23 protein-coding genes and 1 riboswitch are annotated in these 26,005 nt (G+C 57.7%); of the genes, 7 read left to right on the plus strand and 16 right to left on the minus strand.

Features of this window, described 5'->3' with window-relative positions; all coding sequences use genetic code 11:
- Window positions 1–81: 81 nt before the first annotated feature.
- From cobF to cbiE, 6 genes are read right to left on the minus strand one after another with little or no spacing between them, the layout of a single operon-like run.
- A complete protein-coding gene (gene cobF / locus AC2FI8_RS04715; RefSeq protein WP_496777476.1) occupies window positions 82–825 on the minus strand; it encodes a precorrin-6A synthase (deacetylating) in 744 nt (247 codons plus the stop codon).
- Window positions 818–1,546: a uroporphyrinogen-III C-methyltransferase gene (gene cobA / locus AC2FI8_RS04720; RefSeq protein WP_496777477.1), complete on the minus strand. Its 729-nt coding sequence runs from the start codon at window positions 1,544–1,546 to the stop codon at window positions 818–820. The genes cobF and cobA overlap by 8 nt, the downstream gene beginning before the upstream one ends.
- Complete coding sequence (locus tag AC2FI8_RS04725; protein ID WP_496777479.1) at window positions 1,543–2,865, minus strand: cobyrinic acid a,c-diamide synthase CobB; 1,323 nt, start codon at window positions 2,863–2,865, stop codon at window positions 1,543–1,545. The genes cobA and AC2FI8_RS04725 overlap by 4 nt, the downstream gene beginning before the upstream one ends.
- Complete coding sequence (gene cobM, locus AC2FI8_RS04730; RefSeq protein WP_496777481.1) at window positions 2,852–3,646, minus strand: precorrin-4 C(11)-methyltransferase; 795 nt, start codon at window positions 3,644–3,646, stop codon at window positions 2,852–2,854. The genes AC2FI8_RS04725 and cobM overlap by 14 nt, the downstream gene beginning before the upstream one ends.
- Window positions 3,643–4,011, minus strand: a complete 369-nt coding sequence (locus tag AC2FI8_RS04735; protein WP_496777483.1) for a cobalamin biosynthesis protein — start codon at window positions 4,009–4,011, stop codon at window positions 3,643–3,645. Before AC2FI8_RS04735 ends, cobM begins: the two co-directional genes overlap by 4 nt.
- Entirely contained in the window at window positions 4,008–5,207 is a 1,200-nt protein-coding gene (gene cbiE, locus AC2FI8_RS04740; RefSeq protein ID WP_496777485.1) for a precorrin-6y C5,15-methyltransferase (decarboxylating) subunit CbiE, read from the minus strand. The genes AC2FI8_RS04735 and cbiE overlap by 4 nt, the downstream gene beginning before the upstream one ends.
- On the opposite strand from cbiE, the gene AC2FI8_RS04745 reads away from it, so the two are divergent.
- Entirely contained in the window at window positions 5,206–5,955 is a 750-nt protein-coding gene (locus tag AC2FI8_RS04745) for a cobalt-precorrin-6A reductase (protein ID WP_496777487.1), read from the plus strand. The two genes, cbiE and AC2FI8_RS04745, sit on opposite strands and share 2 nt — an antisense overlap.
- Here AC2FI8_RS04745 and cobJ read toward each other — a convergent pair.
- The 10 genes from cobJ to AC2FI8_RS04795 form a co-directional block, all read right to left on the minus strand.
- The gene (cobJ, locus tag AC2FI8_RS04750; RefSeq protein WP_496739708.1) at window positions 5,928–6,680 is read right to left on the minus strand and encodes a precorrin-3B C(17)-methyltransferase; all 753 of its coding nucleotides are present in this window, start codon (window positions 6,678–6,680) and stop codon (window positions 5,928–5,930) included. The genes AC2FI8_RS04745 and cobJ overlap by 28 nt on opposite strands.
- Window positions 6,677–7,405 (minus strand): precorrin-2 C(20)-methyltransferase, encoded by a 729-nt coding sequence (locus AC2FI8_RS04755; protein WP_496726129.1) that lies wholly within the window; start codon window positions 7,403–7,405, stop codon window positions 6,677–6,679. Before AC2FI8_RS04755 ends, cobJ begins: the two co-directional genes overlap by 4 nt.
- Window positions 7,402–8,031: a precorrin-8X methylmutase gene (locus AC2FI8_RS04760; protein WP_496777489.1), complete on the minus strand. Its 630-nt coding sequence runs from the start codon at window positions 8,029–8,031 to the stop codon at window positions 7,402–7,404. The genes AC2FI8_RS04755 and AC2FI8_RS04760 overlap by 4 nt, the downstream gene beginning before the upstream one ends.
- Window positions 8,031–9,158 carry a ferredoxin-like domain-containing protein gene (locus tag AC2FI8_RS04765; protein ID WP_496777491.1) on the minus strand — a complete coding sequence of 376 codons (1,128 nt, stop codon included), beginning with the start codon at window positions 9,156–9,158 and terminating at the stop codon, window positions 8,031–8,033. Before AC2FI8_RS04765 ends, AC2FI8_RS04760 begins: the two co-directional genes overlap by 1 nt.
- On the minus strand, window positions 9,155–12,448 hold the full coding sequence (cobN, locus tag AC2FI8_RS04770) for a cobaltochelatase subunit CobN (RefSeq protein WP_496777494.1): 3,294 nt from the start codon (window positions 12,446–12,448) through the stop codon (window positions 9,155–9,157). Before cobN ends, AC2FI8_RS04765 begins: the two co-directional genes overlap by 4 nt.
- A gap of 3 nt (window positions 12,449–12,451) precedes the next feature.
- On the minus strand, window positions 12,452–13,507 hold the full coding sequence (cobW, locus tag AC2FI8_RS04775; protein ID WP_496777497.1) for a cobalamin biosynthesis protein CobW: 1,056 nt from the start codon (window positions 13,505–13,507) through the stop codon (window positions 12,452–12,454).
- Window positions 13,504–13,893: a DUF1636 family protein gene (locus tag AC2FI8_RS04780; RefSeq protein WP_496777499.1), complete on the minus strand. Its 390-nt coding sequence runs from the start codon at window positions 13,891–13,893 to the stop codon at window positions 13,504–13,506. The genes cobW and AC2FI8_RS04780 overlap by 4 nt, the downstream gene beginning before the upstream one ends.
- Before the next feature lie 84 nt (window positions 13,894–13,977).
- Window positions 13,978–14,187, minus strand: a riboswitch (cobalamin riboswitch).
- A gap of 749 nt (window positions 14,188–14,936) precedes the next feature.
- Complete coding sequence (locus tag AC2FI8_RS04785; protein ID WP_496777501.1) at window positions 14,937–16,127, minus strand: hypothetical protein; 1,191 nt, start codon at window positions 16,125–16,127, stop codon at window positions 14,937–14,939.
- 862 nt (window positions 16,128–16,989) lie between these two features.
- The gene (locus AC2FI8_RS04790; protein ID WP_496768363.1) at window positions 16,990–17,514 is read right to left on the minus strand and encodes a flavodoxin domain-containing protein; all 525 of its coding nucleotides are present in this window, start codon (window positions 17,512–17,514) and stop codon (window positions 16,990–16,992) included.
- Between the two features lie 134 nt (window positions 17,515–17,648).
- Window positions 17,649–18,029, minus strand: coding sequence for a hypothetical protein (locus AC2FI8_RS04795; protein ID WP_496777503.1), 381 nt, complete (start codon window positions 18,027–18,029; stop codon window positions 17,649–17,651).
- A gap of 376 nt (window positions 18,030–18,405) precedes the next feature.
- Between AC2FI8_RS04795 and AC2FI8_RS04800 the strand changes: the two genes are divergently transcribed.
- From AC2FI8_RS04800 to AC2FI8_RS04825, 6 genes are all read left to right on the plus strand, one after another.
- A complete protein-coding gene (locus AC2FI8_RS04800; RefSeq protein WP_475163809.1) occupies window positions 18,406–18,852 on the plus strand; it encodes a universal stress protein in 447 nt (148 codons plus the stop codon).
- Between the two features lie 348 nt (window positions 18,853–19,200).
- On the plus strand, window positions 19,201–19,986 hold the full coding sequence (locus AC2FI8_RS04805) for a formate/nitrite transporter family protein (RefSeq protein ID WP_496777506.1): 786 nt from the start codon (window positions 19,201–19,203) through the stop codon (window positions 19,984–19,986).
- 295 nt (window positions 19,987–20,281) lie between these two features.
- A complete protein-coding gene (locus AC2FI8_RS04810) occupies window positions 20,282–20,821 on the plus strand; it encodes a SnoaL-like domain-containing protein (protein ID WP_496777509.1) in 540 nt (179 codons plus the stop codon).
- Window positions 20,822–21,168: 347 nt separating this feature from the next.
- Window positions 21,169–22,164, plus strand: a complete 996-nt coding sequence (locus AC2FI8_RS04815) for an HlyD family secretion protein (RefSeq protein WP_496777511.1) — start codon at window positions 21,169–21,171, stop codon at window positions 22,162–22,164.
- On the plus strand, window positions 22,161–24,857 hold the full coding sequence (gene rbbA / locus AC2FI8_RS04820) for a ribosome-associated ATPase/putative transporter RbbA (protein ID WP_496777515.1): 2,697 nt from the start codon (window positions 22,161–22,163) through the stop codon (window positions 24,855–24,857). The genes AC2FI8_RS04815 and rbbA overlap by 4 nt, the downstream gene beginning before the upstream one ends.
- Window positions 24,858–25,976: an ABC transporter permease gene (locus tag AC2FI8_RS04825; protein WP_496768375.1), complete on the plus strand. Its 1,119-nt coding sequence runs from the start codon at window positions 24,858–24,860 to the stop codon at window positions 25,974–25,976.
- Window positions 25,977–26,005 lie beyond the last annotated feature (29 nt).

Genomic DNA, 26,005 nt, shown 5'->3' on the forward strand with positions numbered 1-26,005 from the left:
TGGGTACGAAATTGATGCCAGAAACTCGTATTTCGCGCAGTCACAATCCCGTGGGTAGCAGCCGCAGTGGATGCTTTCGGATCAGTCCAGGCGCCTTTTCAGCAGATAAATGTCCATGATCCAGCCATGATCTGCCCGCGCTTTTGCCCGTGTTTCGATAATCTGCGACGCCAAATCAGCCAAAGGACCGTGGATCAGGATTTCTTCCTTCATCCCCACATAAGCGCCCCACCAGATTTCGTAGTCGGCCATCTCAAGGCTTTGAAACGAACACTCGCCGTCCAGCATAACGGCCACTTTTGAAGCGTTTAGAGGCCAGCCTTCATCCCGAATGCGCCGACCGGTGGTCACGACATACGGCGCGCCCAGATCGTTGATCGGTATCGCATGCGCCGCCGTCAATGCCTGCAGCGCAGTGATGCCGGGGATCACACGTGTTTCCGGTTGGGGCTTCAGTCGTGAGGCGATGCGCAGCGAACTGTCATAAAGCGACGGATCGCCCCAGATCAAAAGAGCTACCCGCTTTGCATCAGGGTGCGCCGCGATCGCCTCTTGCCACCGCAGAGCGATGGCGTCGTGCCATTCATCAACACCGCGCAGATAGCCATCATCGGCGCGTCGTTTGGGAATATCAAAATATGCGATCTGTGGCGCGGTGTCGGTCACCTGCGCGATAATCTCTTCCCGCAAACCGGCCAGATCGGCCTTGTTTTTGCCTTTTCGTGGGATCAGGATCAGGTCTGCGTCCCGAATGGCACTAGCGCCTTGAAACGTCAGGTGGTCCGGATTGCCGGTGCCAATACCGATCAGGGTCAGGTCAAACATCGTCAGTCTCTGCAAGCGGGCCGTAAAGGATCAAGGCGGGGGCCGTGCCGATCTCAGCACCCAGCTTGTCCGCCAACTCACCGACCGTGGATCGGTGCAACACCTGATCCGGGGTCGAGACGGCTTCGGCCATCAGCGCCGGTGTATCCAGCGGCAATCCGTGTTCGTTCAATGTCTTTACCAGCAAAGGGAATGTCCGCTTGCCCATGAACACAACCGTGGTGGCATCTGGATCGGCAAGCGCGGCAAGGTTCAGGTCTTCGGGCAGTTTGCCGCTGACGTCATGGCCGGTGACAAATTGTACGCGACGCGCTGTGAGGCGCCGCGTCAGCGGAATGCCAGCTGCTGCCGCAGCCGCGACCGCAGACGGGATACCCGGAATGATCTCATATTCGATCCCGGCCTCGCGCAGCGCCACCAGTTCTTCTTCCAGACGTCCAAACAGACCGCCATCGCCGGATTTCAGTCGCACCACGCGCGCGCCAGTTTTTGCGTAATCCACCAACAGGCGGCTGACGTGGTCTTGTTTCGGTGACGGGCGACCGGCGCGTTTGCCGACCCCAACAAGGTCTGCGTCCTGATGCGCATGGTTCAGGATTGGGCCACTGCTGAGGTCATCGAACAGCACCGCGTCTGCCTTTTGCATCCGGTCCACGGCCATAAGCGTCAGCAGTTCCGGATCCCCGGGGCCCGAGCCAATGAACGAAACGAAACCGCTCATGCCTGCGCCTCTGCGATCAGATGAAAAAACGTCCCGGTCACGTTGCCGCGAACTGATCCGGTTTGTGGTCCCTCAATCCCTTCGGCGTCGAATACCCGAGCCAAAGGAGCGTCTGGCTGTTCCACAATCGAAGAGTAGTGGAACTCATGGCCTCGCAATGTCGCATCGGCAGCAAAACCCGGCATAGGGGCCAACAATTGCGCCTTGCGATACCCAAGATTGAACTTGCGCTTCTCATAGGACGTCACAAGCCCAAGCAGACCCGCCATCTGATGCCGGACCCCTTCTTTGTCGACCAGCGCGTCTCCCAAGGCCATATACCCGCCGCACTCGCCATGAACGGGCTTTGTCTCGGCATGTTTGCGTAGACCGTTCAGGAATGTGTCGGCAGCGGCCAGAGTGCCCGCATGCAGTTCAGGATAACCGCCAGGCAGCCAGACCAGATCGGCATCCGAAGCGGGCGCTTCGTCGGCCAGCGGTGAAAACGGTAGGACTTCCGCCCCGGCTGCATGCCAACCTTCCAGCAAATGCGGATAGGTGAACGAAAATGCTGCATCCCGTGCCAGCGCGATCCGCTGCGCCGGGGGGCGCGGCAGCGCGGCTGACGATGGCCCATTCGGGCCTGAGGAAGCCGCAGCCTTGATCGCTTCGAGGTCCACGTGTTCGCGAAGGAACGCGGCATACCCGGCAATCGCGCTTTCCAGATCTGGGTGCTCGACCGCTTGGATCAGACCAAGATGCCGCTCGGGCAGGGTCAAGTCTCCGCGCCGGGGCAACACGCCCAGAACCGGCAATCCTGCTCGCTCCATCCCCAATCGGGTCAGGCGTTCATGGCGTGGGCTGGCGCAGCGGTTCAGGATCACACCGGCAAACGGCAGGTCGGGGTTGTACATCCGAAACCCCAATGCGGTTGCCGCTGCCGATTGCGCCTGACCGCCCACATCCAGCACCAAAACCACGGGCCAGCCCATTCGCTGCGCGGTTTCGGCGCTGGACCCATGTCCGATTTCGCCGGGCTTGGCGACGCCGTCGAACAGGCCCATCGAACCTTCGGCCACGACGATATCCGCGCCCTCGGCTTGGGCAGAAATCGCGTTCAGCAGCGGATCGGTCATCGCCCAGCTGTCCAGATTGAACGAGGCGCGCCCGGCAGCAGCGCGGTGAAAGGCGGGATCAATATAGTCCGGGCCACTCTTGAATGGCTGTACCGTCAGGCCATCCTCGGCCAGTGCGCGCAGAAGGCCCAGCATGACAGTGGTTTTTCCCGTCCCCGACGACGGCGCGGAAATAAGCAATCCCGGCGGGTTAGTCATCGCCATGACTCCAGCTTGACCACGGGCTGTCCGCGCTTTGCGGGCGATACCGGCGGTCGTAGTCTTTTGAATACAAGCAGCTTTCGTCAAACCCTTCGCCCGCAAGGGCAGGACCGACCATGATTAGAGCGGTCCGGGAAATACTTTCGTCCAGCGCGTCTTTCAGGGTCGCCAATGTGGCGCGAATGATCCGTTCATCTGGCCAGCTGGCGCGATACACCACTGCAACGGGGCAGTCTGCTCCATAGGCCGGGGTCAGATCCGCGATCACCTTGTCCAGATTTCCGATCGACAGATGAATGGCCAAAGTTGCACCAGTGCGGGCAAAGTTCTCAAGCGTTTCGCCTTCAGGCATCGAGGATGCACGGCCGGGTGTCCGGGTCAAAACGACAGACTGTGCAAGTCCGGGCAGGGTTAGTTCCGTTCCCAACGAGGCCGCGGCGGCCGCAAAGGACGGCACGCCCGGTGTGACACTGACGGGAATGCCCATTTCTTTCAGCCGCCGGATCTGTTCGCCCATAGCCGACCAGACGGACAGGTCTCCGGAATGCAGCCGAGCGACGTCCTGACCTGCCTTATGTGCGGTCTCGATTTCGACCATGATCTGGTCCAGATCCATCGGCGCGGTGTTGATGATCTTTGCGCCCTCGGGGCAGTGGGCCAGAATTTCCTCGGGCACCAGCGATCCTGCATACAGGCACACCGGGCACGACGCGATGATATCACGCCCCCGCAGGGTCAGAAGGTCGGCAGCGCCGGGCCCGGCACCGATGAAATGAACGGTCATGTTTGTCCTCCGATGGCGACGGCGCAGGTTGCAAGCCGGTCGTCCGAAATCTGTCTGGGTGAGGTCAGCCGCGCGCCTGTTCCGGCAGCGGCAAGGGCGGATGCTTCGGCTACGCTGCCGGTGCCATATGTGGCACGGCTGCGGTTCGAGCAGGTGAGAGTGCGCTGCCCCGCCAGATCGGCAGCAGCGATGAAATGCAGGGGCAGGGCGGTCTCTGCGGCAAACTCCGACAGCGCGGCGTGACCTTCCTTGTCGGCAACAGTGGCAAGCGCGTCAACCTCTCGTCCAACGCTGGCCCGCTTAAATACGGCGCGCAGGCTGTCCACGGTCGCCGTTGATGAAAACCCTAACCCTGCGATGATCATAGGATTACGCTCCACTGCACCACCGGATATGCGGATTTCCAGCCGCGCCGAGGTCCCAGTGCCGAAGCCTGCGCCAGTTCGATACGCAAAAGTTCTCCGCCCAGTTTTTCGTGCCATTGCGCCAGTAAGGCTTCGCTTTCCAGCGTCACAGCATTGGCGACCAGCCTGGTGCCGGCGGGCAGGGCGGTGTGTAACCAGGTCAGCAATTCGGTACTCAGGCCGCCGCCGATGAATACCACATCCGGAAACCCAAGGCCGTCCAACGCGGTTGGCGCGGTGCCATGCACAACTTGCAGCCGGTCTTGCCCCAGCGTGTCGGCATTTCGGCGAATGCGGTCCGCGCGATCCTCGCGGGGTTCGATCGTGGTTGCGGTCAGGGTCGGGTCGCACATCAGCCACTCGATGCTGATCGAGCCGGTGCCGCCGCCGATATCCCACAGATGCTCGCCGCGCTTGGGGGCCAACGCCGACAGAGTCAGCGCCCGCACGGGGCGTTTGGTGATCTGGCCATCATTTTCGAAGATATCATCCGGCTTACCCGAGGCCTTGGGCAGCGCCTGTCCTTCACCCGCAACTTCAAGCCCAACGCAGACTGGATGGTCGAACCCGCCCAGCAGGGCTTCGGTCAGCGACACGCTGCGCGACCGTTCGCGGGGGCCGCCAAGGGCCTCCATCACGTGCAACTGCGTATCGGCAAACCCTGTTTCGTTCAGATATGTCGCAAGCTCGGCCACCGCAGCGCCGTTGCGCAGCAACAGAATGGCGCGCAATCCAGGCGAAAGATGCGGGCGCAGACGGGTCAGCGGGGCGGCGTGCAGACCAAATGTCTGCGTACTTTCTAACGGCCAGCCCAGACGTGCCGCAGCGAGCGAGAACGTGGACTGACCCGGATGGGCTGTCCATTCTCCGGCGTCGAAGTTGCGCGCGATTACCGAGCCCGCGCCGAACCAGAACGGATCGCCCGAGGCCAGAACAACTGTTGGGCGTCCGCGAAACCCGGTCAGGATCGGCAGGCCGTCGGAAAAAGGCACGGGCCAATCTACGCGCTTGGCGCCTGTGTCGGGGATCAGTGACAAATGGCGCGGCGGGCCCATAATGATTTCGGCACGCTCCAGTACTTGACGACTTGCGGGTGACAGGCCATCCAGTCCATCTTCGCCCAAGCCCAAAACGCTTAGCCACGGAGCTTCATGCATGACCAACCTCCTGATCCTTGGTGGCACGACCGAGGCCAATGCACTGGCCAAAACCTTGGCCGATCAGGGCATCCCGGCAACCTATTCCTATGCCGGTCGGGTAGACAATCCAAGGCCGCAGCCCCTGCCAGTGCGTGTTGGAGGGTTCGGCGGCGTCGACGGCCTGGCCCGTTACCTGACGGACCACGCGATCACTCATGTAGTCGATGCCACCCATCCCTTTGCCGCGCAAATGAGTACCAACGCCATTTCCGCGTGTCGCGAGGCCGGGGTGCCCATGGCCGCTTTGACCCGTCCGGCATGGCGCGCGCAAGACGGAGATCGTTGGCAGCACGTTTCTGACATTGACGGGGCAGTTGCCGCTTTGAGAGGTCCTAAGCGGCGTGTTTTTCTGGCCGTTGGCCGCCTGCATCTTGAAGATTTCGCGGCTCAGTCCCAACATCACTTCTTGCTGAGGCTGGTGGATGAACCGGATGCACTTCCGCTGCCCGATTGCGAGGCGATCGTGTCGCGCGGACCTTTCACCGAAGCAGGGGACCGGGCGTTGATGCTGCAGCATGGCATTGAACTGGTTGTGTCCAAGAACTCTGGCGGTACCGGTGCACGCGCCAAGCTGGATGCCGCGCGCGCGATGGGCGTACCGGTGTTGATGATCGACAGGCCGCCCCTTCCGCAAAGGACCGAATTGTCGAACGTGACGCAGGTTCTGGACTGGTTGGCTCATTCCGGGGTGAACCTCGGGGTATAGACGATCGGCGCGCTGTCACGGTTGATGACGCGCGTCAGGGATGACCCGACAATGACGACGGTTTGCATGTCGGCCATGTCAGGTGTCGCCTCGGCCAGTGTCGAAATCCGGATCGCCTCATCAACGCGGGATACGGCGCGCGCGAACAGGATCAAGCGTTCGGGCTCACATTCTTCGCGTAGGATTTCCAGTGTTTTCACAAAGCCTTCCGGGCGGGATTTCGAGCGTGGGTTATAAAACGCCATCGCGAAATCCGCCTGCGCCGCAAGTCGAAGACGTTTTTCAACCAGCGACCAGGGTTTCAGATTGTCGCTGAGGTTGATGGCGCAAAAATCATGTCCCAGTGGTGCCCCGGCTCGCGCGGATGCCGCTAGCATCGCGGTGATCCCCGGCAGCACTTCGATGGGAATTTTGCGCCACTTAGCGGGGCCATTTTCCAGCGCCTCAAATACTGCGGCGGCCATCGCGAAGACCCCGGGATCACCCGAGGACACAACGACCACGCGCTTGCCCTCAGCCGCCATCTGCAACGCGTGTTGGGATCGGTCGATCTCGACCCGGTTGTCGCTAGCATGCAGCGTCAACCCGGGGCGTTCCGCCACGCGTGCGACATAGGGGATATAGCCGACCACGTCCGTGGCATCCATCAACGCAGCTGAAACCTCGGGGGTTATAAGATCTTCGTTACCAGGCCCCAGGCCCGCAATCTTGACCCAACCGCTCATGGCCGCCGTCCCTGACCATGCACGATGATGATCGAGAAATAGGGCGTCACCTTTTCGCATGCCTCGGACAGTTTCGTCACCACTTGGTTCGGCATCTGCGCAAACTCGACAATCCATGCGCGGTCATACAAACCGGCTGTTTTCAGCGCGCGCTTCACCTTGTCGATATTGCGTCCGATTTTCATGACAACCAGGGCGTCAGTCTGCGCCATGCGAATTGCCAGATCTTCTTCCGGCAGGGTGCCGACCAGTACTGTAAGCACATCATCGCCCCAGGTGATCGGGTTACCCGTTGCTGTCCATGCGCCGGACATGCCAGTGATGGCTGGCACAACCTCAACATCGGCCTGATCGCGCAAGCGGCTGTAAAGATGCATGAAAGACCCGTAGAAAAACGGATCTCCCTCGCACAGAACCACCACATCCTCACCCTGATCCGATAGGGTTTTCAAGTGCGCGGCGCAGTCCTTGTAAAAGGCAGAGAGCAATTCGTTATAGCGCGGATCATCCAGTGGAATTTCCGTCGTGACAGGGTATTCCATGGGAAACTCAACAGCGCTGTCCGGGATCATCCCATTGACGATCTTGCGCGCCTGACCGCTGCGACCGGGCTTGCGAAAGAACGCCACGTGGCGCGCATTGCGCAGCAGGCGGTCGGCCCTCACGCTCATCAGGTCCGGATCACCGGGGCCAAGGCCCACGCCGTATATCTTGCCGCCACTCATTCGGCGCGGCTCGCAATGGCGTTGATTGCGGCGACGGTGATGGCGCTTCCGCCCAGACGGCCCTTGATGATGCAAGAGGGCACGGGCTGTGCCTCCCACAATGCGTCCTTGGATTCGACGGCACCGACAAAGCCCACCGGGCACCCGATGATGGCGGCCGGGCGTGGGCAATCGGGGTCTTCCAGCATATTCAGTAGGTGGAACAGAGCGGTCGGCGCATTACCGATCGCGACCAGAGCGCCTTCCAGATGCGGACGCCACAGCTCCAGAGCGGCGGCAGAGCGGGTATTGCTCATCTCAGCCGCCAGCGGGCGCACGCGCTCGTCATGCAGGGTGCAGATCACCTCATTTTCGGAAGGCAGGCGGAACCGGGTCACGCCTTCGCTGACCATCCGGGCGTCGCACAGGATAGGCGCGCCATTCTCCAACGCGGTCCGTGCGGCTGGCACGAAACCAGGCGAAAAATGTACGAATTCTTCCAGACCGACCATTCCGGCGGCATGGATCATGCGAACCGCAACCTGCTCTTCATCAGCGTCAAAGCGCGCCAGATCGGCCTCAGACCGGATCGTGGCAAAGCTTTGCTTATAGATCGCTGCGCCATCGGTTTCGTATTCATAGGGCATCAGGAGAGGTCCATAGTCATAAGTGTTTCAGGTGTCAGCCCGCGTTGGGACGGCTCATCCCCCGCGCGACCGTTTTTGACAAGATCAAATCGTCCGTCATTGCCGTACAGTGTGACATTTGCCGTCCCCATTCGGGCGCAGCCTTTGGCGCAACCGGATACGTGTAGGCTGCCTGCAACCCGAGCGGCCAATTCGCGCGCAACCCTACGGGTTTCCACTTGTGCTTGCGGGCAGAACGGTGCGCCGGGGCAGGCGTCGGTTGTCATCAGCGGGTCTGTGCCATCTATGACAAAGTCCGGTGCTTGTATCGCCGCCCCGCCTTCCAGCAGAATCAGCCGCCATGGGGTGACCCGCAAGGCAGACGCCCCGCTGTCTGCAATGAGGTCAGAGAGCTGCCGCGCCGGCAATTGTCCGAACACCGCGCCATACAACACACCCAGATCGCATACGCCGGGCTGCGGAGGTGTGCCGATGTCACCGGGCACGCTGCCTTGCCACTCCGCTGGCAAATCCTGCGTCGCGGCCACCCGCGCCATGCGGCGGGTTTCTGACGTGAAACGTTCGGAAAACCATCCGGCCAAGGCGATAAGCCGGTCAATTGCGTTGGTTTCTGTGACCCGGCAGCCAGTCTTGGCCCCGTCGGCGCGCAGGATGAGGCCATCAGTGCCTGCCTCGACCCGGATATCGGCCGAATCCGCCGCCAACAGGCGCTTGGGGCCAGTGTCGATGGCAAAGCCGAATTTGGCGGGCAGAGTCGGCAATTCCTCCAACCGGTCGATCAGTTCCTGTGTCAGATGTGCGGTTCGATCACCTGATCGGTATAGGGGCGACACCAGGATATTGCGGCGCATTTCAATACCGGGCTCAGCATCCAAAAGGTTCAGCGCGGCCAGTTCGGCCAGCAATGCCTGATGATCGTCTTCTTTTACCCCGCGCAGCTGTAAATTGGCGCGGTTGGTCAGGTCGATTGTGCCATTGCCAAATTGCTCGGCCAACTCACAAAGACCACGTGTTTGTTCGGCGCTCAAACGGGCCAGACGCGGGCGCACCCGAACCACCAGACCATCGCCCGACATCATCGGTCGATGCGCGCCGGGGCACCAACCCTGAACGACCGGGGCGCTCATCCCAGCCCCTCCAGATCGGCCCGGATCGAGTTGCGGCGGGTGTTCCAAAGACCCGCGTCCAACAACGCGCGGAACCTGTCCTGCATCGCCTGATACGCGCGCGGGTTGGCCTCTTGCAAAAACGCGTCGACCTCGGCGTCGCCCAAAGTCGCGTCGTGATAGAGGTCGAACAGATGCGGCGCGACCGTGCCTGACAGATGGGCGAAAGAGGCCATGTGATCCAGTGTCGCCGCAATTTCGGCAGCGCCCCGAAAGCCATGCCTTTGCATGCCTGCAATCCAGTTCGGGTTGGCGGCACGGGCATGAACCACACGGCTGACTTCTTCAGGCAGCGTTCGGGCGCGCGGGTTATCCGGGTTGGTGTTGTCCAGATGGTATAGCTGCGCAGCACCACCGGTGACTGTCTTGGCGGCGGCGAAACCAGCCTCATGCGTGGCATAGTCGTTGGCCAACAGAAGGTCGGTTTCGGTCAGATCCTGCAAGTGCACGAAACTGTCGGCATTCGCGACCCGTTGGGTAATGCCATCCTTGTCTTGCGCAATATGCTCGCCTTCCAAAGCGAATGAACTGGCCTCAAGCCATGCTTCTCCGGCCTGGACGCGGGCCTCATCTGTATAGATTTCGGATAGCTGCGTCATGTTCACGCCATAGCTGCCCGGAGCCGGGCCAAAGACGCGCGCCGTCGGAGCCTGTCCGGCGTAGGGGTTCCAGTCCGGTGCTTCGTCCCGGTCGCACAACGCGCGAATTGCCTGACCATAAAGCGCCGAAAGCGTGGGGAACACGTCCCGGAACAGGCCCGACACGCGCAACGTCACGTCCAAACGCGGGCGGCTGAGATCGGTGATGGGCAGCACCTCGATGCCCGACACGCGCTCGGATCCTTTGTCCCAGACGGGTTTCACGCCCAGCAGGTGCAACGCCATGGCGAACTCTTCGCCCGCAGTTCGCATGGTGGCCGAGCCCCATAGGTCTACGATCAGCCCTTTGGGATAGTCGCCTTCCTCTTGCAGGTGTCGCCGCACCAATTCTTCGGCCAGCTTCACGCCTTGGGTATAGGCCGCACGGGTCGGCACTGAGCGCGGATCGGTGGTATAGAGATTGCGACCGGTGGGCAGCACGTCTGACCGCCCGCGATAGGGGGATCCGGACGGGCCTGCCTCGATCCGTTTGCCAGCTAGCGCGTTAATCAGAGCATTGCGTTCGGCATTGGCAGAAGGTGCCGTGTCAAAATTGGCGGCGGCTTCGGGCACACGTCCAAAGATATGCAACCCGTCGCCGAACTGGCTTTCTTTGATGTCACAGACAAAACGGTCGATGCGAGTGATCGCCTCGGCCGTGCAGGTGGCCTGATCGAGACCCAGGTCACTTTCAAGCCCGATGGCTTGCGCCTCATCCCGGATATCTTCTTGCAGGCGGTCGCGACGTTTGGGGTCCAGACCATCTGCGTTCGAGAATTCGTCCAGCAGCGATTCCAGCCGAACCATCCGATCGGGGGTGCCGCTTTCCTTCATCGGCGGCGGGATGTGACCCAAGGTGACGGCCCCGATCCGGCGCTTGGCCTGAGCGGCCTCGCCGGGATCGTTGACGATGAAGGGATAGATGACGGGAAGGTCGCCGATCAGCGCCTCTGGCCAGCATTCATTGGACAAGGCGACCGATTTGCCCGGCAGCCACTCCAGAGTGCCATGCGCGCCGATATGGATTAGCGCATCCGCGCCAAGACCTTTGCGCAGCCACAGATAGAAGGCGACATAGCCGTGGCGGGGGGTGCGGGACAGGTCGTGGTAATCGTCTTCCCGCATCTCGGGCGTGCCGCGTTCGGGTTGCAATGCGATCAGAACCTTGCCGCGGCGCAGGGCAGTGAAGTGAAACGCGCCATCTGCAAAGGCGGGGTCGTCTTCTGGCATGCCCCAGACGTTTTCGAGGTCTGCGCGCAGTTGTTCCGGCAGTTTCGCCAGCGCGTTAAGATACGCGTCAAGCGACCACGCAATCCGCGCATCTAGCAGCGTATCAGAAATCTGCTCGGCGGGTGCGGTGTCATACCCTTCGCCCAGCAGGTCAGACAGCATCGCCTCGGCCGAGGCCAAAGCATCAAGGCCTACCGCATGGGCCATCTGCCAATCCTTGCCGGGATAGGTGGACAGCACCAAGGCGGGCACCTGATCCCCTTTGGGCTTGTCGTTCAGGTTCAGCCAGCCGACGACACGGTCGATGATGGCCTCGATCCGTTCCGGTTCAGCCCGGTGGGCAAAACGTGAATACTCCAGATGCGGGTCACGCTTGCCCGGTTCCTTGAACGAAGCAATGCCTGCAGAAATTCGCCCGTCCACTTCAGGCAGGACAACGTGCATAGCCAAATCAGCAGGCGAAAGACCGCGTTCCGCCTCGGCCCAGGCTTTGCGGCGGGACGTAGCGAGAGCAACCTGAAACACCGGCACATTGGCGGCGTCCAGTGGAGAGGTGCCGGATGCGCCTTTGCCCGAAAACGCGGTGGCGTTGATGATGGCCGACGGTTCAAGGGAGGCGATGTTCTCGCGCAGCCAATCGGCGGCTGCAGGTGCTTTCAGCGAGGGGGCGAACATGCCTACAGCTTCGATGCCGCGTTCTCGCAATCGGCGGATCAGGGCTGCGACCGGGGCAGTGTCTGCCGATGTCAGATAGGCACGATAGAAAGTCACCAGAATACGCTTCGCGCCGCTCGAGAATGCTGTTTCGACCGAGATTACGCCACGGTCCGGGCACCACGCGCCGCACTCTGGCAAGGTCTTAGCGCCCATCACCGGCCCGGCATAAAGCCCCGCCGCAAGCGCCATTTGCGCCAAGGCCGCTTGCGCCGCGACTTCGCCGCCGGTGTCACACAGATGCGCAAGCCGCCGCAGGGTTGAGACGGGCAGGGTGGAGTAATCATCCAGCCGCGTATCCTCACGCCCATCGGCAGGTAGGACGGCCAGTGCGATCCCCTTGGATTGCGCCAGCGCCAGAACTTGCTGCAAGCCATAGGACCAGTAAGGCACGCCGCCGATCAAACGGATCAGAATGCCCTTGGCGCCCTCGAGCGTTTGCTCGACATAAGTGTCGACGGACAACGGGTGTTTCAGTGCTGTCAGGTTGGCCAGCCGCATTGTCGGCATTCGCCCTTCGGCCCCGCCACCGCGATGCCAGCCCGCCGCGAAAGCACCAAGGTCACTGTCCGAAAAGGACAGCACCACCAGATCCGCCGGACTTTGGCCCAGATCGGTCGGGGTCTCGGTTTCCTCGAGCCCGTGGCTTTCGCGGAAGACGACGTGCATGGCTTACTCGGCGGCCTCGGTCACGCCCACGAGGATATCGCGGATCGCGGCCTCTTTGATGTCGTCGTGTTCGGCGATGACCACCAGACGCGAACGGCGCTCTTCACCGGGTTCCCACGGGCGGTCATACTGGTGACGTACGCGGGCACCAACGGCCTGCACCAACAGACGCATCGGCTTGCCTTGAACAGCAGCATAGCCTTTGACGCGCAGGATGTTCAGCTCATTGGCCAGACGTTCGATATTGGCGACCAGTTGGGCCGCGTCGGTCTGTTCCGGCAACTCGACGATGATGCTTTCGAAATCGTCATGCTCGTGGTCGTGATGGCCGTCATGGTGGCTGGGACGCGCATCCATGTCGTCTTCGGCTGCGGCTTCCAGCCCCAGTACGACGCGCACGTCTACGGCACCTTCGGCGACTTCGACCACTGGCAGCGGACGCGGAGCTTCGGCAGCGATGACTTCTTTGGCTTTCGCCACACCTTCGGCGCCCGCCAGATCGGGTTTTGTCAGCAGGATGATGTCGGCGCACGAGATCTGATCCTCGAACACCTCAGACAGGGGCGTTTCGTGGTCGATCGAGTCGTCAGCCAGGCGCTGGGCGTCCACGGCTTCGACATTCGGAGCGAAGCGCCCGGCGGCGACGGCCTCGGCATCGGCCAGAGCGATCACGCCGTCAACGGTGATCTTAGAACGGATATCCGGCCAGTCGAACGCCTTCAGCAGCGGCTTCGGCAGCGCCAGACCAGAGGTTTCAATCAGAATGTGATCGGGGCGCGGCTCCAGCGCCATCAGTGCCTCGATGGTCGGAATGAAGTCATCGGCTACGGTGCAGCAGATGCAGCCATTGGCCAGTTCCATGATGTTTTCCGCCGGGCAATCCGGAATGGCGCAGGATTTCAGGATATCGCCATCGACGCCAACATCGCCGAACTCATTGACGACCACAGCCAGACGCTTGCCCTGCGGGTTCTGCATCAGGTGCTTGACCAGCGTAGTTTTGCCCGAGCCCAGAAAGCCGGTGATCACAGTGACGGGGAGTTTTTCGAGATTGCTCATTTCAGGGCTCCAATCGGGGGAATGCGGGCCGCACAGTTTTTGCGGAAATGTTCGGGGCGCTCACGCCATTTCACCAGACCGTCTTCAGCGGCCAGATATTTGGTGACGCCTTCGACGATGGTCTCGACGTGGTCGGTCTCGTCGAGGTTTTCATAAATGAAGGTCCATCGGGACGGGCCACCACGCAAAACGATCGAACATCCCTGATCACAGTTCGACAGGCATTCCACCGGCTTCAGGTCCACGCCGTCAGGCAAGCCCGCCTGTTCAAGCGCTGTGTGCAGCAAAGTGCCGGGTCGCTGAGCGTCATCTTCGATGGGCAACCCACGGCGGCATGTCGTGCAGACCAGCAATTCGACTGGTGCGGTCTCGGTCACGTCTCTCATCCCCCTAAATCCTTTATACGGGGGACGGGGTTTCATGCGGGCCACGTGTGCGACATGGACCCGACACCGGAACACCCCGCCCGGTTTCAACTTCGGGTGCTGGCAGGTCTCCCGGCTTGCGGATGTCAGAGCGTTTGCCCTGTCGGATGTCCCGCCTTCCCGGCCTATTGGGCCAGTGGCTTTGGGCACCCTCTCCGGTCACGGTCGCGGGGGCGGCTGTGCTTGGCGATGACATCGCTGGCACATTCCCTTTTCATCCATCCGAGGATGGACACCAACGCATGCGACATGCGGCACGGGCAGGGGGCTTGTCAAGCACGACTGAGGATTGAAAACCGGTTAAGTCAGAAAAGCGACCAGCCGAAGTCAGTCAGCGGCATTCGATGCGATCCGATCACGAAGCCAGGCGCAAAACAGCCCCGCAGCCGCGGATGATTGAGCGCTTCCGGGCTTGGCAATCAGGTAGTGCGGTTGTGCAAACGGAATCGCTGGACCGGCAATCGCAACAGGCGCGCCTTGGGCAATCGCGTTCTGTGCGAACCTTTGGGCAATATTAAGGAAGCGGGCAAAGGCGCGACAAAGACAAAGCACATCCCTCTACCACTGTCGCATTGTGCGTCGCGCCGTTTGTTCGCGGGAAAAGATTTGGCACGTGTGGCATTACTTTCAAACCGCTTCGACATTTAACCCCGGACATCAACGGCGACGGTTATGCTGTTCCAGAAGCCAGTAGGAACATGATACCCAAGTGTATACGCCCGAATTTGCGAAAGCAGCGCAGAAAGCTAAGTGTTTGAAAAGAAGTGGAGGCGAGTACCAATTTCGAACTTGCGTAAAGGAATTAAATTTCTTAATAAATAACAATTGTTTAGTGAAATTTTATCGGTACGTGGGCTTGCGAATGTTGCGGGATTGTTGGTTGAAATTGTTCATTGGCTTAACGCCATCAAGGATGATGCTCGATTTTTGGTTCAAGTGGATTTTGGTGCAATGATCACAGCAACGCTGATTGCTTTCAGGCGCGTCGCAGCCTGAATGCGCCGTCACTCGACCTTCCGCCCGTCAAGATATGAGCCGGTGTTCGGATACCTTGAACGCTGCTTCAATAGCTGCACGATTTCGTCGGCAACAACTGCCATTTTGTCATTTGAAAGATTCTGATGCCGGTTTGCCAGAGTAGTCAGTAGTATACGTAATTCTTCATCCGGAATGGAGCTGTCTAGAGCCACCGACATAATGCTGGGGCTTACAACGCGTGCTAAAACAGTTGAGCGCCGTTTGACAATTGCTCCCGGATCGAACGTCGCGTTCTGGAGGTGTCTAAACCTGGTTCGTTCGTGAAGGTAAGTGTCGTGAGCGAACTTTTCCTCCGGTAGTCGTTTCTCTGCGATCTTCCGATGGAACCTTACAAGTCTAGCAACGTCTTTGACTACAGTGGTGGTCGTTTTCAGTACATCCAGCTTTTTGTTCGAACGGATGTATTCTCGAGCGTCCGCTTTCCACTTGAAACCTGCGAAAAGCAAAGCGTTTGAATCGAGTAGCAGTCGCACCGTGCGACTTTCCCCCATCGAAATGGTAATGCCAGGCTCCACCAAATGATGATGTAGAATAAAGTTCCTTAGACCCATGGCAAAACTATGCGCGCCGGAGTTCTTCCCGATTACCCTTCCAATTCCCCGGGTGTAAGATTCACTGTTTTCCAGCTTGGAGTATTTTCGGATACGTCTGCAAACATCTACGTATGAAGCATAAAGCGCAGAGAATGTTAAAAGATTGGATGTTGCCTTAGATTGTTCTCGAGCATACGCAGAGTTATCTGAGCGCTTGAACTCAAGAACGGTGTCCATCCCTGCCGTAGCCGCATTCAAACCAAGGCTTGCTTCCAGCATTGCGGCATGCACCCTTTCTAAGTTCTCCAGTGCGGTATGAACTTTATGGTAAGGGGAAAAGCGCAATGCGTAATTCCACGATTCCTCTTGCAGCTTTGAAGTGTATGCGGCGAAACCCTCTGGATGATCCGTGCTGCTTTCTGCAATATATGTTGCGACCGTCAGCGCTCGGTTTAACTCGGCGAGCTGACCGTCTCCAAAGTCCCATCTCAGTAGGTCGACTTGAGAGAAACACTTCGCTAATTGAAACTCCTGTGTGGTAACACCCTTTGAGACGGATGCAAAAAGATCGTGTGGTTTAAAGCGATGCTTGGCAATGAAACTCGCAAAATCTTCTTTGGGCATTCGAAACCTAGCTAGTTTTGTTGATATCGCATCGAAGACTTTCCGACATGAACTATAAAATTGACTACTAGGGTGCCGCTCTCGGGCGTCTTCTGGTTCCAGCTTCAAACTATGCGGTTACTATCTAGGTATGATGAAGCTTGCAAATCTGTTCCGAAGACGACAACCCCAACCCAAAAACCCACTTTTGAGTTTTTTCGCACCGGCCAATAGAACACGGCGCGAATAAACCCACGTAACAATGCCATGGGAGGACCCGCGATTTTCTTCGGTGGACCAATGTATGAGTTCTTGGCTCGGTTTTGATGACTACGTGGGAGGGAAGGCGAACAAACACCGTCGGATTCTTCGCAATGAACGCAGCGGTGTTGTGCACTGTTTTCAAAGTGCGGGGAGCGGGGGAGGGGGATTCCTTAGAGCATTCTAGAAAAGTGTATTTCTGCGTTTTTTCACATTCTGCGCTATAGGGTATCCCAAAGTCTCCCCATAAATTTATAACTATATTTAAGATATTGATACTAATAATAAATGCCCTGTTGTCACCTCCTCAAAACGGTCCCCGAATGGCTCCCCATGCTTCCCCGGCGCTCCCCGAAATTTCCTTAGATTCGCCGTCAGGCCCCCTGCGGCCTGGCCGAATAACCAGTCTCGACTCCCCGGTAGGGAATGGCGGGGAACTGATATAGGGGCGCGGGGGAAACTGTGGCGGAGTTGAGGCATAGGTTAAATGCAGTTGGGCAATCGTACACCTGATCTGGCGTTGATACTCGATATAAGGATAACGCCAGCGCCCTCATCCGAGTCAGTGAAAGGCCGGCCGAACTCTGTCATTGGTTCGATGCTCCCCGAGGTGACGGCAGACCTAATCGTCCAGGAATGCTGTTACTGTTGTTTTCAACGCATCCCAATCAGTGAATTCTCTCAAGCCATCTCGTGGATCAATCTTCTGGCCTAGCATGACAACGTGTTGGACGATCTCTCTTTCAAAATACCCGTAATTATCAGGCCGTACGGCACCAGCGACCAAGGCGGTCGCGTCTGGTTCGAATTTCGTCCGCATCAGCATTTCGGTAAGATAGTCCCGCGCGTCCTCCTGACCTTTCTGAAAAGCAGCTTTTAGACTGACGGAAAGCAAAAGTGATTTTCGCGAGGATAATGCGTCATGGTGCCTTTCTAAAAACTCCTCGAACGGCTTGGGGTGCCGGCGTTCATGGACGGGAGCCGCAAGGATAACGTGGTCTACATCTTCCAAAGACACTGGACCTGCCAGTTGGTCGATATCGATCAGCCTAGTTTCGTATCCTGCCCCTAATGTGACTTTGTTGATGAAGCGCGAAATCTTGGCGGTCTGACCTTCAATAGTTCCGTAGGCAATAAGTACTGTCATAATGACGCTCCCGCAAACCGGTCTAAACAGCGAACTTACTATGCCGAAACTCTTCGCCACGGCCTTTGATTTCAATCAAAAATGCCGGTCTCCCTAAGCAATCTGGGTAAAGGCGCGACGTCGAAATGACTGGCTCATACTGTTCTGGAAAGCACAAAAGCTATGGCAAGCCAAAATCCAGTGCGTATGGTCATTGCACCGACGGTTCGCCATTCAAATGGCGTTCCACTAAGAGCCACTAATATTAGAACAGCAAACACCAATAGTGTAGATAAGCCAATCAACCAGGCAATGCGTTGTGCCCAGAATGTGGATTTGTAGATTGCGAATGCGCCAATCAAATAGACAAATCCAGCCAGAAAATTGAACCAAAGCACGAATGGAACTGCATCTCCGACTGCAGCTTTGGCAGCAGCACCCCCAAACAGTGCCGTTCCGCCGGAGAAAATGGTAAGAAGACCAAAGAGTGCTGCGGCTATTGCAACTGGGCGAACCCAAAGCGGAGAGGAAGGCATCGTTGTTCTCCTCAGGAATTAGATTGAGTTTCGTGTCGTGGGCAATCTGCCTACCTCGCCAAACGAACTGTAACGCACGTCCATAATTGCAATTCTTCTCGCCATTACCCTTGATCTTTATCATTGGGCTTAAATTGATACCCATTGGAAAAAGCAGCGTCTGCGGGAGGTTTTTCGCAATAAATATGTGCTGTTGCCTCTTTGGGATGACCCGTTTGCAATTCCAACGATTCTTAAAGTTGGTTCGGTTACCGTGAATCTTCTGGAAATGGACGGACGACTACGCTCGAATTTGCAGCGAAGAGTGTTGATTTGAGTCAATGCCAGTTGCCGCAAGTTCGCCCATAGTGACCCTTCACAAAGGAGGGAGTGCGACATGTTCAATAAAATCGTGGTTGGCTTGGATGGATCGGAGGCGTCAGAATCAGCACTACGCGTTGCCTGTGATATCTCAAGCAAATATGGCTCTCAAATTCACCTTGTCCATACACCTCAGCCGCAAACCGTGGCTTTCGCAATGGGCGCGGTTGCTGGCTATCACGCCGTCACGACAATGCCTTCAGACGAAGAGGTTCAGCAGGCTGCAGACAAGATCATTTCCGCGGGTAAAGAGATTGCCAAAGAATACAATCAGACAGTTTCGCAAACACATACCCAACGCGGTGATCCGGTCGACGAGATCATCGCATGCGCCGAGCAATGCAAAGCTGACCTAATTGTGACGGGCCGCCGCGGACTGGGAAGCATTGGTAGCCTGATTCAAGGGAGCACCTCTCAAGGCATCAGTCGGAATGCCACTTGTGCGGTTTTGACCGTTGCCTAAATTTCAAACTTGGTCCCAATCGGCACAAAAACGATGACGATCAATAAGCTCAACATTGAAGCCTCGTGACAAAACTAAGGTTCGATGGCTACTCCGTGACGCTGAACTCCCGACCGTGAAAACGGAGTCTGACATCCACTGCTTCATGACGGTGACACGAAAACGGATGCTGAAACAGAGGTCATGGGTGCCTGTGGTGATGACCGGCGACCAAACTGTGTTAGGCGAAACGACCCGAACTGTGGTGGAATAGATAAACTTCCCCTTTTATTTGTGCATTGGTTCGAGGTCAGAAGATAGGCTGTAAATTTCCTGCTACGTAGATCCGTGTAAACTTTGGAGCCCGACATGAACACCCCGTCCCAGTTCGACGCTCATAAACCCTCTGAAATTGCGACGTTAGTTGAGACTGCCGGGGTCACAAAGGCAAAGTTGCCAATGGCACCCATGTTCGTTCTTGCGATGCTGGCCGGGGCATTCATAGGGTTTGGCGCAGCGGCTTATACGATGGCGGTTACTGGGGCAGACAGCGCTGCGGGGCCGATCCGCGTTCTGGGTGGCGCGGTGTTTTCGCTGGGCCTTATCCTGGTGATCGCAGGTGGTGCAGAATTGTTCACCGGAAATGTTTTGATGGTGATCGCAGCGGTCGACCGCAAGATACCGCTGCGACTGCTGTTTCGAAGCTGGGGCATCGTCTATGCCGGAAACTTCGCGGGCGCCCTCGGGCTTGCATTGGCTTTCTCTCTGACCGGCCTGCTCGAGGGGCCGATGGGCAATACCGCCGTGGTGATAGCCGATGCCAAAGCGGGGTTGGAACCGATGGAGGCCATCGCCCGTGGCGCACTGTGCAACGGGTTGGTATGCCTTGCTGTTTGGCTGTCCTTTGCCGCCCGCAGCGTCGCCGGCAAGGTTCTGGCCGTTTTGTGGCCCGTCACTGCTTTTGTGTTACTGGGGCTCGAGCATTCGATTGCGAACATGTTTTTCTTTCCGCAGGGTTGGGCGGCGGGGGCAACTGTGCCGGTTTTCTCAGTGGCGACCAATCTATTGTGGGTTACTCTGGGCAACATTGTCGGCGGGGCGGGAGGAGTCGCCTTGGCCTACTGGTTTGCTTACCTTGGCGCTACTAAAGGGTAAGACCCACTTCTTCGATCACTGCGCCCGCCAGAACAAAACGATCGGTTTCAGTTGGTTTTCAAGGCGTTGTCTAATTGTGCAGCCCAGAACAAGCTTTTCCTGCACTCAATAGTCTAGATGCCAGGAGCATGGTTGTCTTCGTGGTCGATATCGGTTGTCGCATGATAATGCAACACAAGGGGAAGCGGCACAGGCTTGCCTAAGTCCGCTGATCGGATGCGAGTCGGTTGATCAGTCAGATATGAGAGTTGGATGCGGAGGTGACTCACCGACCACGAGGCAAGGAGATGGCGCATTGGCTGATGACGGTGCCGGGAATTGGGCCGTTCTTTACCACTGCACTAATTGCCCTCTCGTTCCCGAACTGGATTCTTCGCCAACATCTAAATTCATTGATCCTCGTCAAGATTGGAAAAGGCAAGATGTGATACAGTTGATGCCTAAAATGAGGGCTGTCATGGAAGAATTAGTCGATATTGGAAGAACATTTGTTCAGGCGATGCGTGATCGCAGGGGCCTTACAAATGTTGATGAAATGTATGCCGAGAACGCTCAATCCATAGAAGCGGTTGTGCCTCCGGTTCGACAGTTTCGCATCACCAAAGGCCGTGATGCTATCAAAGGGAAAAGAGAGGATTGGCTGGCAACTCATGAAATCATCGAATTCGACGTCGATGGCCCCTATGTTCATCCCCCAAACCGCTTCAGTGTGCGATATAAGGCTGACGTAAAGCAGAAGGAAACTGGACAACGTATCGCCTTGAGCGAGATTGCAGTTTATTCGGTAGCAGACAGAAAGATTGTACTGGAAGAGTTCTTCATGTTGCCGAAGTAGGAGCGGCAACCCGCAATACTGACGCAGTGTTGGTTTCATCCGCACGCTGGAAGCGTGACTTGTAAGTGCTTTGACTCCATGGATGGACAATTGGGCATTTGTCTCGACCGCGTGATGCTTGCCCATGCGCAACAATTCCGTCAGTTCGGCGCAACCGAAATCGAAAGTCACGCCGTGAAATCCGCATTGAGCCATTGATGCGGGTTAACAATCAGACTGTTGCGCCGGTTTTCTACCCAAGTTTAGCTTGAACAACCCTCTAAAGGGCTCTGTTTGATCCAAAACAAAGCATTTTGCGGGGTTTGCGATAGCGTCACCTAGTAGCTCTAACCGCGGTACGCCAGATCATGAAAAAGAATGTGCGCGCAATACTGATCATCGTAATGCTCCTCCTGGCAGGTACGGCGTTGTACATATTTGTTTCAGAAGACAGCAGTGAATTGCCAGTTGGATTTGTACAGGGCAATGGACGGATAGAGGCCGAACAAGTGGAAATTGCCCCCACCTTCGCAGGGCGGGTTGCAAAGGTTTTGGCGGCAGAAGGCAACTTGGTTGTTGTGGGTGAACTGTTGGTCGAGATGGACACCGATGAACTGTCTGCAGCGCTTGATCGCGCCAAAGCCGAAGTAGCATTGGCGCGTCAAGCCAAGGCCGAAGCCGAGGCTGTTGTTGTCCAACGAGAAAGCCAACGGCGTCGCGCGGCGCAGGAACTGGAACGGGCAAGGGCACTGTTGGCCGGTCAAAACATTTCGATGACAGTCTTTGAAGATCGCGAAACCGCATTTCAGGTTGCCGACGCCGTTCTGGGTGCCGCCAAGGCCCGGGTTGCAACCTCGGACAGCCAGATCGCGGCTGCCGAAGCCGAAGTGCGCCGGATCGCTGCTCAGATCGAGGATGCTTCGCTTGTCGCCCCCATGCCAGGGCGCGTTCTTTACAGACTGGCTGAGCCCGGTGAAGTTGTCGGCGCGGGGGAGCCGATCCTTACGCTTCTCAGCTTAGAAAACGTCTATATGGATGTGTACCTGCCCGCGCGCGAAGCGGGGTTGCTGCCCATCGGGGCTGAGGCGCGCATCGTACTTGATGCCTTGCCGGATTTTGCCATTCCTGCAACCGTCACTTTTGTATCCCCTGAAGCCCAGTTTACTCCGAAGCAGGTCGAGACACTAAGCGAGCGTGAACAGTTGGTCTTTCGCGTTCGGGTTCGCATCCCCCAAGATCTGATCACAGAACGGATCGAACATGTGAAAACCGGCCTTCGCGGTGTCGCTGTGATCAGGCTTTCTTCTGACAGCGTATGGCCGGAAAATCTGGAGAGGCGGATCCCACCCGAATTGTTCGAATGAATTCCCAGGCGGGCACATCTGGTTTCTGCATCAGCGGTGTCACGCATAAGTATCGCCAGCGCATTGCACTGGATAACCTGTCGCTTGATCTGCCGATTGGTCAGCTTATTGGACTGATCGGGCCTGACGGGGTTGGCAAATCAACGCTTTTGGGTTTGATCACCGGCGCGAAGAAGCTTCAATCCGGCACAATCAATGTTCTCGGAGGCCCAATCGACGACCGCGCCCATCGTCACCATATCTGCCCTGCGATCGCATTTATGCCGCAGGGATTGGGCCGTAATCTCTATGCAGAATTGTCGGTGCGCGAAAACCTTGAGTTCTTTTCGCGTCTCTTCGGACAAGGGCAGCAGGAGCGTGACATCCGGATCGCAGCATTGCTTTCGGCAACCGGGCTTGCGCCTTTCTCTGATCGGCTGATGGGAAAACTCTCGGGCGGCATGAAGCAAAAGCTCGGGCTGTGTTGTGCACTGATCCATGATCCTAAGCTTTTGGTTCTGGATGAGCCGACCACCGGCATCGACCCACTGTCGCGGCGTCAGTTCTGGGCGCTGATCGACGCGGTCCGAGAGGCTTCACCCGACCTCTCCATACTGGTTTCGACAGCTTATATGGAAGAAGCCGAACAATTCGACTTTATCGTCGCGATGGATGCCGGGCGCGTACTCTTCCATGGTTCTCCGGCAGAATTGAAGGGGGAAGCCAGCGATCTTGAAACGTCCTACCGGCGGTTGCAGGCGCACGGAGATCCCCTGATCGCACCAAGGAAAGCGCCCACACATCACCGTGAGGCAGACCCAGTGATCACGGCACGCGGATTGACGCGGCGCTTTGGCGATTTCACGGCAGTCAATAACGTCGAATTCTCGATCAACCGTGGTGAGATTTTCGGCTTCCTCGGGTCGAACGGCTGCGGCAAGTCGACCACCATGAAAATGCTGACAGGTCTTCTGCCCGCAAGTGACGGTGAGGCGCTACTGTTCGGAAGACCGGTTGATGCACGCGACCTGAGGATGCGTCGCGAGATTGGCTATATGAGTCAGGCATTCTCGCTTTATGGCGAGTTGACCGTTCGGCAGAACCTTCAGCTTCACGCCCGCATCTTTGCGATCACGGACCGCGATAGGCGTATCGACGAACTGGCGGAACGCTTCGGCCTGATTGCACATATGGACACGCTGGCCACGGCGCTGCCACTTGGCATCAAGCAACGTCTTTCCCTGGCGGTCGCTGTGATCCACCGACCTCGCGTACTGATCCTGGATGAACCAACTTCGGGGGTGGACCCTGAGGCGCGCGACTCGTTTTGGGCGTTGCTGATTGAGCTTTCGAGACATGAAGAAGTGACGATTTTCGTCTCGACCCATTTCATGGCTGAAGCAGAGCGCTGTGATCGGGTGTCGTTCATGCACGCGGGCCGTGTTCTGGCTGAGGGAACACCGGATGAGTTGATCGCCGGGGCACAGGTAGACAGTCTGGAAGAAGCATTTGTCACGGTATTGAAGGCAGCTGACCCTCCGGCACCGGTGAAAGCTCCTGAGGCATCGGTTCATGCCCTTGATGACAGCGCTGGCGGGGGTATCAGGCGCGCACTGGCATATACGAGGCGTGAAACCATCGAGATTTTGCGCGACCGCGTGCGTTTGGCGTTTGCGTTCCTGGGCTCGGTGATCCTGATGCTGGTCTTTTGCTATGGGATTACGCTGGACATCGAAGAACTGGATTTCGCGGTACTGGATTTGTCACAGGGCCCAGAAAGCCGCGCCTACATTGCAGAGATTTCAGGATCGCGCTACTTCAACCCAACGCAGCCACTGACGAGTATCGGTGAGGGCCATGAACGGCTGGCCCGAGGAGATGCCTCGCTGGTTGTCGAACTCCCACCTGATTTCGGGCGCAAGATCCGCTCTGGCGAAGCAACGGACGTGCTTGCAATTGTGGACGGCGCAATTCCATTCAAGGGCGAGACCGTGGAAGGTTATGTGGCGGGGCTCCACAATACCTTTTTGGCGGCAATGGCCCGCCAAAAAGGTGTGCATCCGGTCGAGATCGCCCGTATCGAACCACGCTTCAGGTACAATCAGAGTTTCGAGAGTATTGCCGCAATGGCCCCGGCCATGCCTGCGATCCTTTTGATAATGTTACCGGCAGTTCTGATGGCGGTCAGCGTCGCGCGTGAGAAAGAGTTGGGAACCATCACCAATTTCTATGCGACGCCAACGACGCGTCTTGAGTTTCTGATTGGCAAACAAATCCCCTATATCGCAATCGCGTTCGCCAATTTCCTGCTCTTGGCCGGAATGACGGTCCTTGTTTTTGATGTACCGCTCAAAGGCAACCCGGTTCCCCTGGCGATTGGCGCGTTGCTGTATGTCTGGGCGACCACATCTTATGGGCTGCTCATTGCGACCATGACCTCGAGCCAGGTGGCCGCTACCTTCGCTACCGCCATCGCCTCGGTCGTACCGACCATTCAGTTCTCGGGCCTGCTGCAGCCGGTTTCAACGCTTGAAGGCGGTGCGCAGACAATCGGATCGCTCTGGCCGTCATCCTATTTCCTGCACCTGAATGTCGGTGCCTTCACCAAAGGGCTGGGCTGGAGTGCGCTTGCCCCCGATCTTCTCGCCCTGGCCTGTTTCGGGCCGGTGCTGACGTTGATCGCGGCCCTTTTGCTTCGAGCGCAGGAGAAGTGAATGCAACGGTTGTCCTGCATCTTCTGGCTTGGCTTGAAAGAAATGATGAGCCTTCGACGTGACTGGGTGATGATGGCGCTGCTGGTCTGGTCATTCACCCTGGCACCCGTGATGGAGGCGACGGGGGTTTCGAACTCGGTCAACAATGCCTCCATTGCATTTGCCGATGAGGATGGCTCGCCCCTTTCACGGTCTCTTGCCACGGCGTTCTTCCCTCCGGAGTTTCAACCCGTTGTCCAGATTGCACCGGGTACCGGAGCCGAAAAGATGGATGCCGGGTATTTCCTGTTTGTGGTTGCGGTGCCACCAGGGTTCGAGAAAGATGTTCGCGCCGGGCGCACGCCGGAAATTCAGGTTCTGATTGATGCGACGGCGATGGAACAGGCCGGGATTGGCGCAAACTATATCATCAATATCCTCAGCGCCGAGATCCGTCGCTTTGCCATTGGTGCGGACCTGGCTGAGTCATTGCCCGTCGATATCATCATGCGCAGTGCGTTCAATCCCAACCGTGATACTGTTCGTTTTGCCGGCATCGTGGCTCTCATCGGCCAGATCATGTGGCTGACCACGATCCTTACCGGTGCCGCAATGATCCGCGAGCGTGAACATGGAACAATCGAACACCTGCTTGCGATGCCGCTTACACCGTTTGACATTGCGATGGCCAAGATTTGGGCAAACGCTGCTGTGGTTCTGGTTGCCGCAGCCTTGTCCTTGACCTTTGTAATGCAGGGTGCCCTGGGGATCAGCATCGCCGGTTCAAAAGGGTTGTTTCTTTTTGGCACCGCCCTGTTTCTTTTCACGGCGACCGCACTTGGGGTATTTCTTGCAACGATTGCACGCTCAATGGCGCAATTTGCACTTTTGGTAATGCTGACAGTCCTTCCGATGCTGATGCTGTCAGGGGGAGAGACACCGATCGAGGGTCAGCCCGACTGGCTTCAGATCGGAACATCGGTCCTCCCGTCCCGCCATTACATGTCCGCCAGCCAATCCATTATCTTCAAGGGTGTGGGGATTGAGACGGTCTGGCCAGAGCTCTTATGGATGGCGTTACTCGGCGCAATCCTTCTGGCGTCAAGCCTGATGCTTTTCAGACGCTCGGTGGCGCAATAGAGTTAGATCATTTTGCCCCTTGGCCTGGA

Source organism: Ruegeria sp. CDSB029 (assembly GCF_059611125.1).

Bases quoted from the DNA above. Each gene is read 5' to 3' on its own strand.
- cobF (WP_496777476.1), bottom strand. From the start codon at position 825: ATGTTTGACCTGACCCTGATCGGTATTGGCACCGGCAATCCGGACCAC.
- cobA (WP_496777477.1), bottom strand. From the start codon at position 1,546: ATGAGCGGTTTCGTTTCGTTCATTGGCTCGGGCCCCGGGGATCCGGAA.
- AC2FI8_RS04725 (WP_496777479.1), bottom strand. From the start codon at position 2,865: ATGGCGATGACTAACCCGCCGGGATTGCTTATTTCCGCGCCGTCGTCG.
- cobM (WP_496777481.1), bottom strand. From the start codon at position 3,646: ATGACCGTTCATTTCATCGGTGCCGGGCCCGGCGCTGCCGACCTTCTG.
- AC2FI8_RS04735 (WP_496777483.1), bottom strand. From the start codon at position 4,011: ATGATCATCGCAGGGTTAGGGTTTTCATCAACGGCGACCGTGGACAGC.
- AC2FI8_RS04745 (WP_496777487.1), top strand. From the start codon at position 5,206: ATGACCAACCTCCTGATCCTTGGTGGCACGACCGAGGCCAATGCACTG.
- cbiE (WP_496777485.1), bottom strand. From the start codon at position 5,207: ATGCATGAAGCTCCGTGGCTAAGCGTTTTGGGCTTGGGCGAAGATGGA.
- cobJ (WP_496739708.1), bottom strand. From the start codon at position 6,680: ATGAGCGGTTGGGTCAAGATTGCGGGCCTGGGGCCTGGTAACGAAGAT.
- AC2FI8_RS04755 (WP_496726129.1), bottom strand. From the start codon at position 7,405: ATGAGTGGCGGCAAGATATACGGCGTGGGCCTTGGCCCCGGTGATCCG.
- AC2FI8_RS04760 (WP_496777489.1), bottom strand. From the start codon at position 8,031: ATGCCCTATGAATACGAAACCGATGGCGCAGCGATCTATAAGCAAAGC.
- AC2FI8_RS04765 (WP_496777491.1), bottom strand. From the start codon at position 9,158: ATGAGCGCCCCGGTCGTTCAGGGTTGGTGCCCCGGCGCGCATCGACCG.
- cobN (WP_496777494.1), bottom strand. From the start codon at position 12,448: ATGCACGTCGTCTTCCGCGAAAGCCACGGGCTCGAGGAAACCGAGACC.
- cobW (WP_496777497.1), bottom strand. From the start codon at position 13,507: ATGAGCAATCTCGAAAAACTCCCCGTCACTGTGATCACCGGCTTTCTG.
- AC2FI8_RS04780 (WP_496777499.1), bottom strand. From the start codon at position 13,893: ATGAGAGACGTGACCGAGACCGCACCAGTCGAATTGCTGGTCTGCACG.
- AC2FI8_RS04785 (WP_496777501.1), bottom strand. From the start codon at position 16,127: ATGCCCAAAGAAGATTTTGCGAGTTTCATTGCCAAGCATCGCTTTAAA.
- AC2FI8_RS04790 (WP_496768363.1), bottom strand. From the start codon at position 17,514: ATGACAGTACTTATTGCCTACGGAACTATTGAAGGTCAGACCGCCAAG.
- AC2FI8_RS04795 (WP_496777503.1), bottom strand. From the start codon at position 18,029: ATGCCTTCCTCTCCGCTTTGGGTTCGCCCAGTTGCAATAGCCGCAGCA.
- AC2FI8_RS04800 (WP_475163809.1), top strand. From the start codon at position 18,406: ATGTTCAATAAAATCGTGGTTGGCTTGGATGGATCGGAGGCGTCAGAA.
- AC2FI8_RS04805 (WP_496777506.1), top strand. From the start codon at position 19,201: ATGAACACCCCGTCCCAGTTCGACGCTCATAAACCCTCTGAAATTGCG.
- AC2FI8_RS04815 (WP_496777511.1), top strand. From the start codon at position 21,169: ATGAAAAAGAATGTGCGCGCAATACTGATCATCGTAATGCTCCTCCTG.
- rbbA (WP_496777515.1), top strand. From the start codon at position 22,161: ATGAATTCCCAGGCGGGCACATCTGGTTTCTGCATCAGCGGTGTCACG.
- AC2FI8_RS04825 (WP_496768375.1), top strand. From the start codon at position 24,858: ATGCAACGGTTGTCCTGCATCTTCTGGCTTGGCTTGAAAGAAATGATG.